The following is a 13,832-nucleotide window of genomic DNA, read 5'->3' on the forward strand; positions in this document are numbered from 1 at the left end:
GGAAGCCGCCCCGCCGAACGGGTCCGGTTCTTACGGTCCCGTGACGTGCCGACCGCGCAACCCCGCCCACCGGCCGCGGCGTCCTAGCGTGGCCGTCATGCGCGTACTGGTCACCGGCGGAGCCGGGTTCATCGGGTCGGAGATCGTCCGGACCCTCACCTCGGCCGGGCACGAGGCGGTGGTGCTCGACGCCCTGCTGCCCTCGGCGCACGGCGAGGGAGCGGACCGGCGGGCCGACAGCCGGCTGATCGTCGCGGACGTCCGCGACCGCGAGGCCGTGGACCGCGCGCTGCGCGGCATCGACGCCGTGTGCCACCAGGCGGCGATGGTCGGCCTCGGCAAGGACTTCGCGGACGCCCCGCAGTACGTCGGGTGCAACGACCTCGGGACGGCCGTGCTGCTCGCCGCCGCGGCCGGGGCCGGGGTGCGGAGCCTGGTGCTCGCCGGGTCGATGGTGGTCTACGGCGAGGGCCGCTACGCGTGCCGCCTCCACGGCCCGGTCCGGCCGGGGCCCAGGGCGGAGACCGATCTGGCCGCGGGCAGGTTCGAGCCGCTCTGCCCCTCCTGCGGTACGGAACTGACCCCGGGGCTCGTCGGCGAGGACGCGCCGGTGGACCCGCGCAATGTGTACGCGAGCACCAAGCTCGCCCAGGAACACCTCGCCTCCTCCTGGGCGCGCGCGACCGGCGGGCGGGCGCTGTCGCTGCGCTACCACAACGTGTACGGGCCGGGGATGCCGCGCGACACCCCGTATGCCGGGGTCGCCTCGTTCTTCCGCTCGTCGCTGGCCCGGGGCGAGCCGCCGCAGGTCTTCGAGGACGGCGCGCAGCGGCGGGACTTCGTCCATGTGCGGGACGTGGCGTCCGCGAACGCGGTGGCGCTGGAGGCCGTCTCCGGGCTCCCGCCGGGCGGCTTCGCCGCGTACAACACCGGGAGCGGGGAGCCGCACACCATCGGCGAGATGGCCCAGGCCCTGGCCTCCGCCCACGGCGGCCCGGCCCCGGCGGTCACCGGTGAGTACCGGCTCGGGGACGTACGCCATGTCACGGCCGACTCCCGGCGGCTCCGCGACGAGCTGGGCTGGAAGCCCGCGGTGGGCTTCGCGGAGGGCATGGCGGAGTTCGCGGCGGCCCCGCAGCGGGACATGGCCGCGAGCCCGGCCCACTGACCCGGCGTCCGCCGCCCCGCGCTCACGCCACCGGCAGGGTGACCTCGAAGCAGCAGCCGCCGGTGACGTTGCGGACCTCGGCCCGGCCCTCGTGCGCCTCGACGATCCCGCGCACGATGGCGAGCCCGAGACCCGCGCCGGCCGGGGGCGTACGGGCGTGGGTGCCGCGCCATCCGGTGTCGAAGACCCGGGCCAGGTCCTCTTCCGGGATGCCGCCGCAGCCGTCGGTCACCGACAGGACCACACCGCCGCCCGTGCGTTGCGCGGCCACCGCCACGGTGCCGTCGGCGGGGGTGCGGCGGATCGCGTTGATCAGGAGGTTGCCCAGGACCCGGCTCATCTCCTTGCCGTCGACCTCGACGGGCACCGCCTCGATCCGGTCACCGACCAGCCGTACGCCGTGCTCGCGGGCCAGCGGGTCCGCGCCGGCGAGCGCGTCGCCCACCAGGTCGTACACGGAGATCCGGGTGGGGCTGAGGGTGAGCGAACCGGCGTGGATGCGGGAGAGCTCGAAGAGGTCGCCGACCATGTCGTTCATGCGCTCCACCTCGGTGCGTATCTGCCGCAGATAGCGCCGTGAGTCGACGGCCATGCCGTCCTCCAGCGCCTCCGACATGGCCCGCAGCCCGGCGAGCGGGGTGCGCAGGTCGTGCGAGATCCAGGCGACGAGCTCCCGCCGCGAGGTCTCCAGGGCGCGCTCGCGCTCACGTGAACTGTCGAGTTTGGCGCTGGTGGCGGCCAGCTCCCGGGTGAGGGCGGCGAGTTCGGCGGTGGCCGGGGCGGCGGGCGCCGCGAAGGTGCCGCCGTCGCCGAAGGAGCGGGCGGCGAGGGTCAGATCGCGGCTCCGCGCCGCCACCCAGCGGCCGAGCAGCATCGCGGTGACGAGCGAGACGACGGCGGCCATCGCGACGACGGTCGTGACCACGGACAGGTCGTGCGGCGACAGGAACATCGCCCAGGCGACGGCCAGCGTCCCGGCGAGCATCGCGGTCACGGCGACGGCGGCGACGACGGTCAGCGAGACGACGAGCGAGCGGTGCCGGAAGAGCCGCAGGACGAGCGCGCCGAGCAGCCCGGCCGCGGCCGCGCCGAGGAACGCGAACAGCGCGATGAGGAGTATGTCGGTCATGCCGGCTCCCCCGAGGAGGCGTCCGCCGGCGGGCCGGGCGGCAGGTCCAGGCGGTAGCCCACGCCCCAGACCGTACGGATGAGCTCCGGCCGGGCCGGGTCCGCCTCGACCTTGCCGCGCAGCCGGCGCACATGGACCGTCACCGTCGACAGGTCACCGAAGTCCCAGCCCCACACCTCGCTCATCAGCTCCTCCCGGGTGAAGGCCCGGCCCGGGTGGCGCAGCAGGAAGGCGAGCAGGTCGAACTCGCGCAGGGTGAGGGCCAGTACCCGGCCGTCCCTGGTCGCCCGCCTGGCCGCCGGTTCGAGGACGAGGCCCGCGCCCTCGATCAGCGCCGGGCGCCCGGCGGGTACGGCGGCCGCACCGGCGCGGCGCAGCACGGAATCGACGCGCAGGACGAGTTCGCGCGGGCTGAACGGCTTGGTGACGTAGTCGTCCGCCCCCGTCTCCAGGCCGAGGACGCGGTCGTCCTCGTCGCCGCGCGCGGTGAGCATGATGACGGGCACCCGCCCGTGTGCCCGCATCCGGCGGCAGACCTCGAAGCCGTCCATGCCGGGCAGCATCAGGTCCAGCACGACCAGGTCGGGGCGGCGGCGGGCGAAGCACTCCAGCGCGGCCGGGCCGTCCGCCGCGCGGGCCACGTCGTAGCCGGCACGGGTCAGGTATCCGGCGACGACCTCGGAGACGGTCGGGTCGTCGTCCACGACGAGGACATGGCCGGGGACGGGGGCGGTGGCCGGGTCACGGGAGGGAGCGGGGCCGGGGACGGGAGCGGGGCCGGGGCCGGAGACCTCGCCCCCGGCTTCCGGGCCCCCCGGCGCCGGACGGGCGGGAAGGGCGGGCTGCATGACCCCACCCTGGCACCCGTTCCCCGCGCGCCGGGCGTGTGGACACCGCCACACGGTCGACGTCCACGTTTCGTAAGAATCCATGGCCCGAAATGTCGGATTGTGCTCCGTAGGGTGAGCCGGGTGACCGACTCCTGCGACACCTCCGGCCCCCGCGCCGACATCGTGCTGCCCTGCCTGGACGAGGCCGCCGCCCTCCCCGGGGTGCTCGGCGCGATCCCGCGCGGCTGGCGCGCCATCGTCGTCGACAACGGCTCCACCGACGGCTCGGCCGAACTGGCCCGGTCGCTCGGCGCGACGGTGGTGCACGAGCCGCGGCGCGGCTTCGGCTCCGCCTGCCACGCCGGGCTGCTCGCCGCCGAGGCGGAGTTCGTCTGCTTCTGCGACTGCGACGGGTCCCTGGACCCCGGGCTGCTCCCCGGCTTCGTCCGCCGGATCGCGGACGGCGAGAGCGATCTGCTGCTCGGCCGCCGCCGCCCCGACCGGCTCGGCGCCTGGCCCCTGCACGCCCGCGCGGGGAACCTGGCGCTGTCCCGGCTGCTGCGCAGACGTACCGGGCTGCGGCTGCACGACCTGGGGCCGATGCGCGCCGGGCGCCGGGCGGACCTGCTGGCGCTCGGCCTCACCGACCGGCGCAGCGGATACCCGTTGCAGATGGTGGTGCGGGCGGCGGACGCGGGGCTGCGGGTCGCCGAGACGGATGTCCCCTACCTCTCGCGCACCGGGAAGTCGAAGGTCACCGGCACCTGGCGGGGCACCTGGCACGCGGTGCGCGACATGCGCGCGGTGCTGGGCGAGGCGCCGGTCGCGGTGGGGGTGTCCCGGTGAGCCCGGCGGCCTGTACCGGCGGGACAAAGGGCGCCGGAACCGGAGCCGTCGGCGGGGCCCCGCCCGTCGGGCCGGTGACCCTGCTGGTCATCGCGAAGGAACCGCTGCCCGGCCGGGTCAAGACCCGGCTGACGCCGCCCTTCACCCCGCGGGAGGCCGCACGGCTCGCCGAGGCCTCGCTCGCCGACACCCTGCGCACCGTCCTCGCACTGCCCGCCGCGCGGCGGGTGCTCGTCCTCGACGGGGCGCCCGGGCCGTGGCTGCCGCCGGGCATCGAGGTGGTGGGCCAGTGCGCGGGCGGCCTCGACGAACGGCTGGCCGCCGCGTTCGGCGGCAGCACGGGGCCGACGCTCCTCATCGGCATGGACACCCCGCAGATCACCGCCGCCGATCTGGCGCCCGCGCTCCGCGCCGGTTCCTGGGACGGCTGCGACGCCTGGTTCGGCCCGGCCGAGGACGGCGGCTTCTGGGCGCTGGGCCTGGCCGAGCCGGACCCGGAGCTGCTGCGCGGGGTGCCGATGTCCGTGCCGGAGACCGGCGCGGTGCAGCGCCGGCGGCTGGTCGGGGCCGGGCTGGCGGTGCGTGACCTGCCCAGGCTGCGGGACGTGGACACGGCTGCCGACGCCGTGGACGTCGCCGCCCTGGCGCCGCACGGCCGGTTCGCCTCCGTACTCGCCGGACTGACCGGGGCGGTGGCCCGATGAGCCAGACGGTTCCCCGGCACGGAACGGTCCGCCCGCCGCACCCGGACACCACCTCCTGGAGCACCGACCCGTACGCCAACGCCCTGCGCAACGGTCACGGTCCGCTGTTCCTGCGCCGTACGGACGGCTGGCTGCTGCCGCTGGACGTGGAGCGCTGGTGCGCGGGCGCGGACGCCGCGGACCTGTCCGCGCTGCACCGCTGCGAGGGGCCCGTCCTGGACATCGGGTGCGGGCCCGGCCGGCTGGTCGCGGCGCTGGCGGCCCGCGGCCACCGTGCGCTCGGCATCGACGTGAGCGAGGCGGCGGTGGCCCGCACCCTGCGGCTCGGCGGCTCCGCCCTGCACCGCTCGGTCTTCGAACCCCTTCCGGGCGAGGGACGTTGGGGCACCGTCCTGCTCGTCGACGGCAACATCGGCATCGGCGGCGACCCGCGCAGACTCCTGCACCGGACGGCGGCCGTGCTCGCCCCCGGCGGGCTGCTCATCGCGGAGACCGCCCCGCAGGACATCGACGAGCGGGTCCGGGTCCAGCTGGACGACGGACGTAGCGACCGGGCCGCGCCCGTCGCGCCCTTCCCCTGGGCCCGGCTCGGCACACCGGCACTGCTGCGGTACGCCGGACTCCTCGGCTGGCTGACCGTCGATCAGTGGGAGGCGGACGGCCGCACCTTCGTCTCCCTGCGCCGCGGCCGCAGCGTCCTGACGACCAGCCAGAGCGCCGACAGCACGAACAGCGCGGCCGTGATCAGCAGCCAGTTCCCCAGGAACACATCGGGGGAGAGCCCGCTCGCCGGCTCGTAGCGCCTGGTGTGCCGGGTGATCAGCGGCCACCACATCAGCAGCAGCAGGCCGGACAGGAAGACCGGCACCCGGACGAAGTTGACCAGGCCGGGGCGCGGGGCGAGCGAGCGCCGCAGCAGCAGGTCCGCGCTCGCGTACAGCGGCACCAGCACCAGGTCGTGCACGAGGGCCGCGCCGACGAACCAGACGACGACGCCGAACGTGTCGCCGGCCAGCAGCCGCACCCCCGCGTATCCCGCGAGCGCGAAGGAGGCGGCCATCAGCAGGAGGTGCAGCGGGCCCTCCCCGTACCAGCGCCGCACGAGGTCACGGGGGTTCAGCCTGTTCACAGCTCTTCTCACAGCTCTCCTCACAGCTCTCCGAAGGTCAGCCGGGACACCCATTTGGTGTTGAGCACGCCGGGCGCGGCCGGGACGATGATCCGGGCCGGGTAGCCGTGGTCGGGGGACAGGTCCTCGCCGTTGACCTGCAACGCCAGCAGCGAGCGGGGGTCGCGGACCTGGTTGTCGCGGAGCGCCGCCCGGCGGAACGGTCCGCTGCGCTGCACGGACTCCACCAGCACCCCGGGCGGGTTGCGCGGGTACCCGGCGAGCTCCGCCAGGTCCTTCAGCCGGACGCCGCGCCACCACTGGTCAGAGGTGGACCAGCCCTCCACGCAGGCGATCGGGAGCGCCGCGCTGTACTGGTCCATGGCCAGCAGCTGCTCCCGGGTGAACCGGAGGTCACCGGCGGGTCCGCTGACGGTCAGCCACCAGCCCTCCCCCGTCTCCGCGGTGGTGATCCCGACAGCGGCGGCGGTCTTGTTGATCTGGAAACCGTTGGGGCCCGAACCGGGTTCGGCGGCGCCGCGCGGGGTGAGCAGCGCGATCTGCCGCAGCGGCCCGTCGAAGCTCCGGCCCGCCGAGGTGATCAGCAGGACCAGCGAACCGGCGCCCACCATGGCCAGCGCCCCGCGCCGGGAGAGCGTCGGCGCGGCCGGGGCCGGGGAGGCCAGCGGGTCCCCCGGCACGTTCCCGCTCAGCGCGCCCGACCTCAGCGCCCGCACGGCCTGCGGGGTCCGCAGCCCGGCGTGGGCGAGGAACGCGGCGAAGAACACCCACGCCCCGTAGAAGTGCAGCGGGTAGAAGGAGCCCGGGAACAGGTACTCCAGCTGGATGTTGAGGAGTCCGGTGACGAACTCGAACAGCGCCCCGCCCACCAGGAACAGCAGCGACAGCCGCTCCAGCGCATGGCCCACCGACCGGGCCGGCGGCAGCGCGAAGAGCTTCGGCACCACCGACCAGAGCTTGGCCAGCAGCACCGGGACAAGCACGATCCCGACGGTGACGTGCAGCCCCTGCGTCAGCCGGTACAGCCAGTGCGGACCGGTCGGCCAGGCGAAGAGGTAGAACCCCAGCAGGCCCTTGTCCGGGGTCTTGTCGTTGACCGGGTTCAGGTCCGGGTTGTACGCCGCGTACGACAGCAGACCGGTCACGAACAGCAGCGTGATCCCACCGAGCAGGACGAGCCCGAGCACCGCGGTGAACCGGACCCCGCGCACCGGGCTGCGCCAGAAACCGGGCGCGGAGGGGGTCCGTTCCAGGAGCCCGGCGGCGCGGCCGGAGGAGAGGCCGGGCAGGGGTGCGGGAAGTCTGAAGCGTCGGAACCGACGTCTGTCGCCCATGCCCCGACGCTATGCCCGGGGTACCGGGGCAGGGCTTCTGCGACTCCTGACGAAACGCTGACGTCATCCGACTGCGGTCCGCGACGGCCCTGGTCGGGTGCGGAATCTGACGGTTCGGTGACGCGCCCCGTCCGCACCCGCCCACGCCGCCCCGGCGTGCATACCGTGCGTGGGTGAAGACCAAGGACCGCGCGGAGCGGCGCACCGAACCGGAGAGCGACCGCCGCACCGGCCACCGCCTCGACCTGGCCGCGGCCGGCGCGGGCGTGCTGCTCGTCGTCGCCGCCGTGCTCGTCGGCCGGGCCGTGAAGGACTTCGACCGCGTCCTGTACGTCCACTGGCCGCCGCTGCTCGCGACCTGGTACCCGCACGTCGGGCCCGGCACCGCCGCCGCGCCGGCCGTCGCCGTGGCCGTCGTCGCGTACGGTCCGGCCCTGGCCGACCGGCTGCGCTGGCGGGCCCTGCTGCCGGTCTGCTGGGGCGCCTCGCTCGCCTGGGTCTTCTCCCTGGCGCTGATCGACGGCTGGGGGCGCGGCATCGCCGAACGCCTCACCACCAAGCACGAGTACCTCAGGGCCATCGGCCGCTTCGACGACATCGGTGCCGCCCTGCGCGGCTTCAACGACCACATCCTGATCGGCCCGCCGGGCAACTGGCCCACCCATGTCGCCGGTCACCCGCCGGGCGCCACCCTCACCTTCGTCCTGCTGGACCGGATCGGGCTCGGCGGCGGCGCCTGGGCCGGGGTCTGGTGCGTCGTGACCGGCACCACCGCCGCGCTGGCCGCACTGGTCGCCGTCCGTGTGCTGGCCGACGAGCGCACGGCCCGCCGCGCCGCGCCCTTCCTCGTCCTCGCGCCGGTCGCGGTCTGGGCCGGCACCTCGGCGGACGGCTACTTCGCCGCCGTCGCCGCCTGGTCCGTCGCCCTGCTGGCCTCGCCGCGACCGGCAAGGTCCGCAGCCCCGCGGCGGCCGCCCTCGGCGCGGGGCTGCTGTACGGACTGACCTGCTACCTCAGTTACGGTCTGGCGCTCGTCGCCCTGCCGCTCCTGGCCGTTCTCCTGATCGCCCGCACCGCCCGGCCGGTCCCGCTCTTCGTCCTGGGGGCCCTGGCCGCACCGGTCGCCTTCACCCTGGCCGGGTTCGACTGGTGGGAGGCGTACCACCTGCTGGTCGAGCGCTACTACCAGGCGGCGGGCGGATTCCGCCCGTACTCGTACTGGGTCTGGGCCAACCTCGCGTGCACCGTGATCGCCGTCGGACCGGCGACGGTCGCGGGCCTGCGCCGGAGCGCGGCGGCCGTGCCCGGGGCGGTGGGCGCGCTGCGGACGGAGACCGCCGCCGCGCCGCAGCGGCTGGTCCTGCTCGTACTCGCGGCGTTCCTCGCCCTGCTGGCCGCCGACCTGTCCGGGATGAGCAAGGCGGAGACCGAACGGATCTGGCAGCCCTTCATGCTCTGGCTGCTGCCCGCCGCCGCGCTGCTGCCCACGCCCGGCCGCCGCGGCTGGCTGGCCGCCCAGGCGGCCGTCGCCCTGCTCGTCAACAGTCTGCTCTGGACCGGGTGGTGAACGCGGCGGACTGTCGTGGAACGGCCGGCGCCCTGGTATGGGTGGTTCCGTGCCGACATTCGAGATCACCACAGCAAGCGCGGACGACATCAGGATGATGGCGGACTGGGCCCACGCCGAGGGCTGGAACCCGGGCCTGACCGACGGTCAGGCCTTCTTCGCCGCCGATCCCTGCGGCTTCCTGATCGGCAGGCTCGACGGTGCGCCCGTCTCCTGCGTCTCCGTGATCCGCTACGGCGCGGACCACGGCTTCCTGGGCTTCTACCTCACCCGCCCGGAACTGCGCGGCCAGGGCTACGGCAGCCGGCTCTGGGCCACCGGGACGGCCCGGCTGGACGGGCGGAACACCGGCCTCGACGGGGTGGTGGAGCAGCAGGCCAACTACCGCAGGTCCGGCTTCCGCCCGGTCTGGACGAACATGCGGTACGAGGGGCTGGTGCCGGTGGACATCGCACCGCCGCCCGGCGTCACCCTGGCCGACGCCCGCACCCTGCCCTTCGGCCAGGTCACCGCGTACGACCGCCGGTTCTTCCCGGCGGAGCGCGACGGATTCCTGGCGGCCTGGACCACCGCTCCCGGCCGCACCGCGCTGGTCGCGCTGCGCGAGGGGGAGGTGGAGGGGCTCGCCGTGCTGCGCGCCTGCCGTACGTCCTCGCGCATCGGCCCGCTGTACGCGGCCACGCCGGAGACGGCCGCCGCCCTGGTGAGCGCGCTCGCGGCCACCGATCCGTCGACCCCGGTCGCGGTGGACGTACCCGACGTCAACCCGGCCGCGGTACGGCTCGCCGGACAGCTGGGCCTCACCCCGTCGTTCGAGACGGCCCGCATGTACACCGGGCCGGCACCGGACGTCGATCACACCGGGCTGTTCGGTATCACCAGCCTCGAACTGGGCTGACCGCCGGCCCGGTCCTCACCCGGTGCGGCGCTCCCGTGGAGCAGCCCCAGGACCCGGTCCCGGAGCAGCTCGTACTCCTCGCGCAGGCGGACGATCTCCGGGGGCCGGGGAACGGCCGTGCCGCCGGTGACGATCTCCTCGGGGGCGAACTGCTCGCGGGTGAGGTCGATCTCCGTCCCCGGGCCCAGCCGGTTCCACCAGTGGTAGTCCGTGCGCACCCCGCCGACCCGGACCTCACCGCGTACGAGGTCACCGCCCAGCAGGTCGTGCAGGACCAGGGCGGTGACCCCGCACTGGTCGCGGGCGGGGTTGGCGGGGGTCCAGTGCGGCCGGTACGCGGGCGTGGTGGTGTCGGGGCCCCAGCTGCTGCGGACCGCTGCTTCGATGTCGGCGAGGAGGAAGGGCTTCATGACACCGATCCTCGCAGCCGCCACTGACAGCGCCCCCGGGCTCACCCCTGTCCGGGCCCATCCCGGGCGGGTCCGGACAGGGCCCGCGAGGCCATCACCGCGATGTCGTCCTCCGCGCCCGGACCGAAGCGGTCGAGGACGTCGTCGAGCAGCTCCTCCAGATTCCCGCTCGCCGGCAGCTTCAGGTCCAGGAGCCGGCCGACGGACACGTCGATGTCCTCTCCGCGCCGCTCCACCAGGCCGTCGGTGTACATGAACAGCACCGTGCCCGGGGCGCACCGCACCTCCGTCGTCCGGTAGCCGCCGAACCCGGTGCCGAGCGGCGGCCCCGCGGGTACGTCGCCCAGCCGGGTCCCCGCCGCCCCGGGCTCGATGAACACCGGCGGGAGGTGGCCCGCGCTCGACACCTGGCACATCCCGCCGGCCCGGTCGACCACCGCGAGCAGACACGTCGCCGCCCGGTCGAGACCGGACCGCTCCACCATCCGGTCGAGCTGTCGCAGGATGCGGTGCGGCGGCAGCTCCTCGTCGGCGAGCAGCCGCAGCAGCGAGCGGTAGTGGCTCATCGCGACGGCCGCCTCCACCCCGTGCCCCATCACATCGCCCATCGCCTTCAGGTGCCGTCCGTCGCGCAGCGGGATGATGTCGAACCAGTCGCCGCCCACCAGCACGCTCCGGTCGGCCGGCAGATAGCGGGTGGCGACCTCGATGTGCGGGTGCGGCGGGTGCGGTTCGGAGAGCAGGGAGCGCTGGAGCTCCAGGGCGATGGTGTGCTCGTGGGTGAAACGGCGCGCGTGGTCGAGGTCGACGGCCGCCCGTCCGGCGAGTTCCCGGGCGACCACCACGTCCTGCTCCGTGAAGGTCGGCGAGTCCCCCGCCCTGACCAGGGCGAGGACACCGATCGGCCCGCCGCGCACGGAGACCGGCACGACGACCGCCGAGTGCATCCCGAGGGACCGGTAGACGGCCACCCGTTCGGGGGAGGGTGCCAGGCGGCCCAGCCGCTCGTCGCCCGTGAGGTTCTCGACGACCGGCTGGTTGGTGGCCAGACAGCGCGTCACGGCCGCGTCCTCCTGGTAGTCGACGTAGTCGCCGGCCACTCCGAAGGGCGCGAGCCGCTCGCGCAGCCCCGGCACCGCCGTGAGCGCCGCCCGTCTCAGCCGGGTCACCCCGGGCGGTGCGGGGCGCACCGGCGGGGCGACGTCCGGCGGGAAGACCTCGACCGTGGCGAGGTCCGCGAGCCCCGGTACGACGAGGTCGACCAGCTCGGCGCAGGTCGTGTCCATGTCGAGCGTGGTGCCGATGCGGGTGTTCGCGCTGTCCAGGAGGCTCAGATGGCGGCGGGCCTGGGCCAGCTGGCGCTGCTCCTCGTCGGAGGCCATGACCTCCAGCAGGATGCCCGCGACGCCCACCACCCGGCCGGCCACCTCCAGCCGGTGGTACGCGCCGTGCCAGTAGCGCCGGGCGGCGCCGGACGCGGGGGTCCGGCCGCTGGAGGTGATCTCGCGGGGCCGGCCGTCGGAGAGCACCGCCAGCATCAGGTCCTCGCGGACGTCGATCCCGGGGAGCACCTCGGCGACCGTACGGCCCAGGTGCTCGGCGGCCGGGATGCCGTTGAGCCGTTCGAGGGCCGGGTTCACGTAGAGGTAGCGCAGCTTGGTGTCGAGGACCGCCACCCCGGCCGTGGTGCCGCCGATCAGGGCCGCGAGCGCCATGGTGTCGAGCGGCGGCGGACCGCCGGCGTACTCATCGGCCTGCAAGGCAACCTCCTGGAGCGGGGCGCGGGCCGCCCGACTGCCCGGCCCCTCATCGTCGGCTGCCCGCACCGCCCCCGCATCCCCGGACGGCCCGCCGCCGATCAGCGCGGGCGGACCGGAGGCGCCGCCCCGCTCGCCAGGCCGTCGGCGCGCAGCCGGTCCAGATCGACGGTCCCGTCCTCGGCCGGGGCCTCCGGCGGCAGCAGCAGGGCCTCGGCGACGGGGCCGGGGAGCGGGGCCCGCCCCAGCAGCCCGGTGACCAGGGCCGTGGTCAGCCGGTGCCAGGCGGGGGCGCGGCGGAGCATCGCGTGGCCGCTGCCGTGCACGGTGACCAGACAGGTACGGGCCCCGGCCCGGCGCGCCCGTGCGGTGAGCGTGCGGGAGGCCTCCGGGCTGGTGACGCGGTCGCGGGTGCTGTGCACGAGGACGACGTCGCGCCCGGCGAGCTGCTCGACCGGGTCTCCGTCCGGGCACCACGGGGCGAGACCGACCACACCCCGTACGAGTGGGTGCCCGGCGGCGTTCAGTGCGGCGCGGCCGCCCATCGAGTGCCCCACCAGCACCACCGGGATCTCCCCCGCCTCCCGCCGCACCTCGTCCAGGGCGCGCACGGCGTCGTGCAGCGGGTCCGCCCGGGACCCGTTCCAGCCCCGGTGCCCGTACCGGACGGCACGCACCAGGACGTCCCCCGGCAGCGCCCGCCCCAGCGCGTGCGCGAACGGACGCATCCGCACCGCGGGCAGGTTGAACGGTCCGGGCGGCGGCGCCCCGACCCCGGTCTCCCGTCCGCCGTGCAGCAGGAGTACCGCCGACTCGGGCGGTCGTCGTCGTGTCATGCCTACCTCCGGTGCGGATGGGTGGAGCGGTACCGAGCATGCTGTACGGAGCAGGGGCGGCACCACCGCCGCAGCGCCGGACACCGAAGGACACACCATGGGATCTTCACCGCAACTCGGCAGTACCGTCCAGGACTTCACCCTCGCGGGCGGGGCGCTCGACGGTGACACGTTCGAACGCCGCGACTACACGCTCTCCGCCGCCCGCGGCCGGGCCGTGGTCCTGGCCTTCTACCCCGGCGACAACACGGCCGTGTGCACCAAGCAGCTCTGCTCGTACTCCTCCGGCATGGAGACCTTCGAGGGACTCGACGCCGAGGTCTGGGGGATCAGCCCCCAGGACGTGGACAGCCACGAGTCCTTCGCCCGCGCCCACAGCCTGCGGATGCCGCTGCTGGCGGACACCGGCCGCGAGATCGCACGCGCGTACGGGGTGGCGGCGCCGGGCATCGGCGTGCGCCGGGCCGTGTTCCTGATCGACGCGGAGGGAGTGCTGCGCTGGAAGCACGTGGCACTCCTCGGGGCCACGTTCCAGTCACTGGACACACTGGCGGACCACCTCTCCGGCATCCGGAACGCCTAGAAGACTGCCGGAACCCGGCAGTGTCACCGGACCGGCATGTATGGGACCATCCAGCCAGTTCGACGGAAATGTTCGGGGGATTCCGCAGACCGGGAGGGGTGATCACGTGACCTTGTTTCTCGGTCTCGGCATTGCGGGAATCGTGCTGCTCGCACTGTCCCTGATCTTCGACGGAATACTCGAAGGCCTCTTCGGAGGCGTGCTGGACGGCCTCTTCGACGGTCTGCTCTCCCTTCCGGTGATCGCCGGATTCGTCTCGATGCTCGGTTTCGGCGGCGCCATCGTGCTCGGCACGACCGGTGTCGGTACGTTCGCAGCCGTCGGGGCCGGTGTCCTCGCCGGTCTGGTCGCCGCCTGGCTCACCTGGAAGTTCAGCCAGGCCCTGATGCGGGACCAGACCAGCGCCACGCCGCGGGACTCGGATCTCGTCGGCTCGGCCGGCTCCGTGGTCACGGCCATTCCGGCCGACGGCTACGGAGAGGTACTGCTGCGGCTGGGGGGTCATGTCGTGAAGCTGTCGGCCAAGAGCCCGGTGCCGGTCGCACGCGGCACCGAGATCTGGGTCGAGGCCACGCTCTCGACCACCTCGGTCTCGGTCCGCCCCGTCGAACGCTGAGCCGGCAAACCGGCCGCCCCACCAC

Annotated in this window: 13 protein-coding genes and 1 pseudogene; 8 read left to right on the forward strand and 6 right to left on the reverse strand. The window is 74.7% G+C overall.

The window, feature by feature from the left end; all coding sequences use genetic code 11:
• Positions 1-97: 97 nt before the first annotated feature.
• Positions 98-1,168 (forward strand): NAD-dependent epimerase/dehydratase family protein, encoded by a 1,071-nt coding sequence (locus ACIQM0_RS27950; RefSeq protein WP_401291660.1) that lies wholly within the window; start codon positions 98-100, stop codon positions 1,166-1,168.
• Between the two features lie 22 nt (positions 1,169-1,190).
• On the opposite strand, the gene ACIQM0_RS27955 is transcribed toward ACIQM0_RS27950, so the two are convergent.
• Together ACIQM0_RS27955 and ACIQM0_RS27960 are read right to left on the reverse strand one after the other, a co-directional pair.
• On the reverse strand, positions 1,191-2,297 hold the full coding sequence (locus ACIQM0_RS27955) for a sensor histidine kinase (RefSeq protein ID WP_401291662.1): 1,107 nt from the start codon (positions 2,295-2,297) through the stop codon (positions 1,191-1,193).
• Positions 2,294-3,145: a response regulator transcription factor gene (locus ACIQM0_RS27960; RefSeq protein ID WP_401291665.1), complete on the reverse strand. Its 852-nt coding sequence runs from the start codon at positions 3,143-3,145 to the stop codon at positions 2,294-2,296. The genes ACIQM0_RS27955 and ACIQM0_RS27960 overlap by 4 nt, the downstream gene beginning before the upstream one ends.
• Before the next feature lie 114 nt (positions 3,146-3,259).
• Between ACIQM0_RS27960 and ACIQM0_RS27965 the strand changes: the two genes are divergently transcribed.
• The 3 genes from ACIQM0_RS27965 (at position 3,260) to ACIQM0_RS27975 (ending at position 5,477) form a co-directional block, all read left to right on the forward strand.
• Positions 3,260-3,973 carry a glycosyltransferase family 2 protein gene (locus tag ACIQM0_RS27965; protein ID WP_401291668.1) on the forward strand — a complete coding sequence of 238 codons (714 nt, stop codon included), beginning with the start codon at positions 3,260-3,262 and terminating at the stop codon, positions 3,971-3,973.
• An 80-nt stretch (positions 3,974-4,053) separates the two neighbouring features.
• Positions 4,054-4,677 (forward strand): DUF2064 domain-containing protein, encoded by a 624-nt coding sequence (locus ACIQM0_RS27970; RefSeq protein ID WP_401291858.1) that lies wholly within the window; start codon positions 4,054-4,056, stop codon positions 4,675-4,677.
• Positions 4,674-5,477: a class I SAM-dependent methyltransferase gene (locus ACIQM0_RS27975; RefSeq protein WP_401291671.1), complete on the forward strand. Its 804-nt coding sequence runs from the start codon at positions 4,674-4,676 to the stop codon at positions 5,475-5,477. Before ACIQM0_RS27970 ends, ACIQM0_RS27975 begins: the two co-directional genes overlap by 4 nt.
• A gap of 349 nt (positions 5,478-5,826) precedes the next feature.
• On the opposite strand, the gene ACIQM0_RS27980 is transcribed toward ACIQM0_RS27975, so the two are convergent.
• On the reverse strand, positions 5,827-7,140 hold the full coding sequence (locus ACIQM0_RS27980; RefSeq protein WP_401291674.1) for a molybdopterin-dependent oxidoreductase: 1,314 nt from the start codon (positions 7,138-7,140) through the stop codon (positions 5,827-5,829).
• Between the two features lie 173 nt (positions 7,141-7,313).
• Here ACIQM0_RS27980 and ACIQM0_RS27985 point away from each other — a divergent pair.
• Together ACIQM0_RS27985 and ACIQM0_RS27990 are read left to right on the forward strand one after the other, a co-directional pair.
• Positions 7,314-8,707 (forward strand): annotated as a pseudogene (locus tag ACIQM0_RS27985) (hypothetical protein).
• A 49-nt stretch (positions 8,708-8,756) separates the two neighbouring features.
• Positions 8,757-9,605, forward strand: a complete 849-nt coding sequence (locus ACIQM0_RS27990; RefSeq protein ID WP_401291677.1) for a GNAT family N-acetyltransferase — start codon at positions 8,757-8,759, stop codon at positions 9,603-9,605.
• Here ACIQM0_RS27990 and ACIQM0_RS27995 read toward each other — a convergent pair.
• The 3 genes from ACIQM0_RS27995 to ACIQM0_RS28005 form a co-directional block, all read right to left on the reverse strand.
• Positions 9,563-10,015 (reverse strand): hypothetical protein, encoded by a 453-nt coding sequence (locus ACIQM0_RS27995; RefSeq protein WP_401291680.1) that lies wholly within the window; start codon positions 10,013-10,015, stop codon positions 9,563-9,565. The genes ACIQM0_RS27990 and ACIQM0_RS27995 overlap by 43 nt on opposite strands.
• Positions 10,016-10,056: 41 nt before the next feature.
• Positions 10,057-11,730 (reverse strand): SpoIIE family protein phosphatase, encoded by a 1,674-nt coding sequence (locus ACIQM0_RS28000; protein ID WP_401291861.1) that lies wholly within the window; start codon positions 11,728-11,730, stop codon positions 10,057-10,059.
• Positions 11,731-11,873: 143 nt separating this feature from the next.
• Positions 11,874-12,608 (reverse strand): alpha/beta hydrolase, encoded by a 735-nt coding sequence (locus tag ACIQM0_RS28005; RefSeq protein WP_401291683.1) that lies wholly within the window; start codon positions 12,606-12,608, stop codon positions 11,874-11,876.
• Positions 12,609-12,705: 97 nt separating this feature from the next.
• On the opposite strand from ACIQM0_RS28005, the gene ACIQM0_RS28010 reads away from it, so the two are divergent.
• On the forward strand, positions 12,706-13,191 hold the full coding sequence (locus ACIQM0_RS28010; RefSeq protein ID WP_401291685.1) for a peroxiredoxin: 486 nt from the start codon (positions 12,706-12,708) through the stop codon (positions 13,189-13,191).
• A gap of 106 nt (positions 13,192-13,297) precedes the next feature.
• Positions 13,298-13,807, forward strand: coding sequence for a hypothetical protein (locus tag ACIQM0_RS28015; RefSeq protein WP_363021145.1), 510 nt, complete (start codon positions 13,298-13,300; stop codon positions 13,805-13,807).
• Positions 13,808-13,832: the final 25 nt, after the last annotated feature.

This window comes from Streptomyces sp. NPDC091387 (assembly GCF_044756945.1).
Classification (GTDB): domain Bacteria; phylum Actinomycetota; class Actinomycetes; order Streptomycetales; family Streptomycetaceae; genus Streptomyces.